Consider the following 3,195-nt stretch of genomic DNA (forward strand, 5'->3'; position numbering starts at 1 on the left):
CACATACATTCACCATAACAAAAAAACGAACCATTGATTAATGGTTCGTTTTTTTTACTTTCTCTAAACTGTTTTTGCCCCAGCCTCTTTTTTATGAGGCTGTTTCTTGAATTTGTTCGCTGCGTTTTTTATTTAAAATTTTGCGGTAGCGGTAATTAACAAAAGCTGCCGCTGCCATACCTACTACTGAAAGCATCGCATCAAAAATAAAGATAATTGAAATATGTCCCGTTTTAGACATAAGCCCTGTTGCTAAAGGCAATAAAATAGCAGCTAATCCAGCAGCCGTCGCTACAATTCCAGTAACCGTTCCTTTTTTGTTCCAGAAAAGCTCGGTCATAACAGTAATCGCTAATTGAAAGACTCCAGCCGTAGAAAATCCCATGAAAAAAGCAGCTGCAATTGCAATAGCAGGTACTTTAACAAAAAGAAGCGTAAGTACGGCTATAAGGGTAATCATCGGGTAAACGAGAATAACCGTTACAGGACGAAGCACTTTGCTTAATAATACAGCTAATACTAAAACAGAGATTAAAGCTCCGATGCTGTAGTAGCTTAAAAGGCGGACCGAGCTGCTTTCAGCCATACCTAATACTTGTTGACCATAAGTAGGGAGCCAAATTTGAGCCACCGTAAAAAGCGMTGTAGAAGTAAATCCAATCACAATAAGAGCAATTCCTTCTTGTTTCATTTTAGGAGCAGAGATAAATTTATTCTCTGCTGTATTTTGCTGTTGAACTGCACTCTGTTCGCGTTTATGATTGGGAAAAGGCAGTTTGAACATAAAGATCATATTTAGTAAATAAATAAGAGCAGGAAGAAAAAAAGCATACCCATAAAACAAATCACGATCTGCAAAAAAGGCAATCATAAACGGCAGAAGTGCCGCTCCTGCAGAAATAAATGCTTTTACAAGAACACTGGCTGAACCTGAAGATTTAGGAAAGACCTCAATCAAAGCAGGGTACGTTCCAGCATCCATAGCAGAGTTTGCAATACCAGCGATAATAGCAAAGATAAAGGCTGTTTGATAATTTGGCGATAATGGAATGCCAATTAAAAAAATCGCCATCGTCAGAGACGAAACAATAATCAAAGGCTTTCGTCCGACTTTATCAGACAAGACGCCTGATAGAGAATACGAAAGCAATTTTCCAATTCCGATAGCAGAAATGATATAGCTGATTCCAGCACCGTCGGTATTTAATTGTTTTGTCAAAAATGACATATTTGATGCAAGCATGATATTGACCATGCCCAGTAGAAAGTAGTTAATATACATACCTGAAGCTGACAGCATGTACTTATTTTTCATCGTTTACACATCCTTACGTAAAAAAGCTTATATGAAAGGGATAAAAGTAACCACCCGTTCCTCCTTTTTTCTTCGTTATTTATAAACCTACTTCCATGATAAGTTTATGAAGACATTACCTTTACCTTTTATCATTATATTTATTTAGTCCTTTTTAGTATGTGACTAAATGCGTGCGCCTACTGCTTCAAATCAATATGAAATCTATTCTAACATGTTTTTAGCGCTTTAAACCAAAAAAGTGATATTTTATAAAAAAATCCTGTCTTCTTTCGCGGCTTCACAAAAGAAACCCCGCAAAAAATGTTTGTTTTAAAGCCAGGATGCCCAAGAAGTGCCTCCCAATAGTGGTTATTAAAAAGGAGAAAAGGGTATTTATAAATTAAGGAAAAAGAAACAAAAGAAGAAAGGTGGAAACAATGAAACACAAAGTATTTTTTGATGCGCAATGTCCTTTATGTTACAACGTAAAAAAAATAATTAAAGCGCTGGACTGGACGAACCAAATTCAGTGGATTCCAGTTCAATACATTGAACGAACGGAGTATAGTTACTTAAAAGAAGAGGGAAGAGACTTATATAATCAAATTCATATGGTGACCAAAAAAGGGGAAGTTCTAGCAGGATTTGAAACGGTCAGACGGCTTTTAGCTGTTTTGCCTCTTACATTCCCAATAGGTGTACTTTTGCATTTACCATTAATGAACAAAGCGTTTAGTCCGCTATACAAATGGGTCTCCACAAACCGATACGACTGGTTTGGACGCTACGATTCTCCGCGAACCACATAAACAAACAAAAGGGACAAGCTTTGAAAAAGCTTGTCCCTTTTGTTTTGAAGACATTATACTTTATACATACCTTAATTTTAAAAAAACGTTAATTTAGTGTGACTTAGACGCGTGAATTTTAGAAAAACAGCTATAGCTGAAAGGGAGAACCTATATGATAACAAAATGGACAGCTGAACGAATGCCCGGTGTAACGGGAAAAACAGCCCTTATAACGGGAGGAAACAGCGGTATTGGATTTGAAGCAGCAAGGGCTCTAGCAGCTCGCGGAGCAGAAATCATTCTTGCTGTGCGTAATGAGGAAAAAGGGAAAGAAGCTAAGAAGAGAATTAAAGTGGATAACGGAAATGCTAAAGTGACTATTATGTCATTAGATCTCAGTGACTTGAGCTCTATTCGGCATTTTGCTAATCAATTTCTTCAACAATACTCGTCTTTGGATCTTCTCATTAATAATGCAGGCGTGATGGTTCCGCCTCACAGCAAAACGAAAGACGGATTTGAACTGCAGTTTGGCTGTAATCATTTAGGACATTTTGCGCTTACGGGTTTGCTGCTTCCTTTACTAATGGCAACTCCACATTCAAGAGTCGTAACGGTAAGCAGTATAGCTGCTAATTCTGGAAAAATCTATTTTGATAATCTAGACGGGGAAAAAGGCTACAGTCCAATGAAGTTCTATAGGCAAAGTAAACTCGCCAACCTATTGTTTGCTAAAGAACTGCAAAACCGCTTAGAAGCAGCTGGATCGACGACAATTAGTGCTGCGGTACATCCGGGTATTTCAAATACTAACCTATTATCACGAGGTTCAGGTAAAGAGCCAAACGGCTTGCTGAAATTTTTAGTCAAGCTATTTAGTCAATCTGCAGAAATGGGCGCGCTGCCTACTCTTTATGCAGCCACTGAATCAATAGAAGGCGGTACATATATTGGGCCAGACGGAAAAGATGCTAAAAAAGGATATCCTGCAAAAGATAGAATGGGAGATGTTTTATTTAAACCGGACGTAGCTGAAAGGCTATGGAGCATATCGGAAGAATTAACAAAAGTGACATATATATTCAAGAAAAGATAAAAACCAGCGGC

The 3,195-nt window shown here is 37.9% G+C and carries 3 protein-coding genes; 2 read left to right on the forward strand and 1 reads right to left on the reverse strand.

All coding sequences use genetic code 11. The annotated features are described in order from the left end of the window. Positions 1–91 precede the first annotated feature (91 nt). On the reverse strand, positions 92–1,315 hold the full coding sequence (locus AC1DRF_RS20790; RefSeq protein ID WP_477741578.1) for an MFS transporter: 1,224 nt from the start codon (positions 1,313–1,315) through the stop codon (positions 92–94). A gap of 419 nt (positions 1,316–1,734) precedes the next feature. Here AC1DRF_RS20790 and AC1DRF_RS20795 point away from each other — a divergent pair, with 419 nt between their 5' ends. Beyond that, entirely contained in the window at positions 1,735–2,106 is a 372-nt protein-coding gene (locus AC1DRF_RS20795) for a thiol-disulfide oxidoreductase DCC family protein (protein ID WP_427075419.1), read from the forward strand. A 154-nt stretch (positions 2,107–2,260) separates the two neighbouring features. Continuing rightward, the gene (locus AC1DRF_RS20800; RefSeq protein WP_477741579.1) at positions 2,261–3,184 is read left to right on the forward strand and encodes an oxidoreductase; all 924 of its coding nucleotides are present in this window, start codon (positions 2,261–2,263) and stop codon (positions 3,182–3,184) included. The last annotated feature ends 11 nt before the right edge of the window (positions 3,185–3,195 follow it).

The sequence above is a fragment of the Priestia sp. P5_B4 genome (assembly GCF_056400385.1).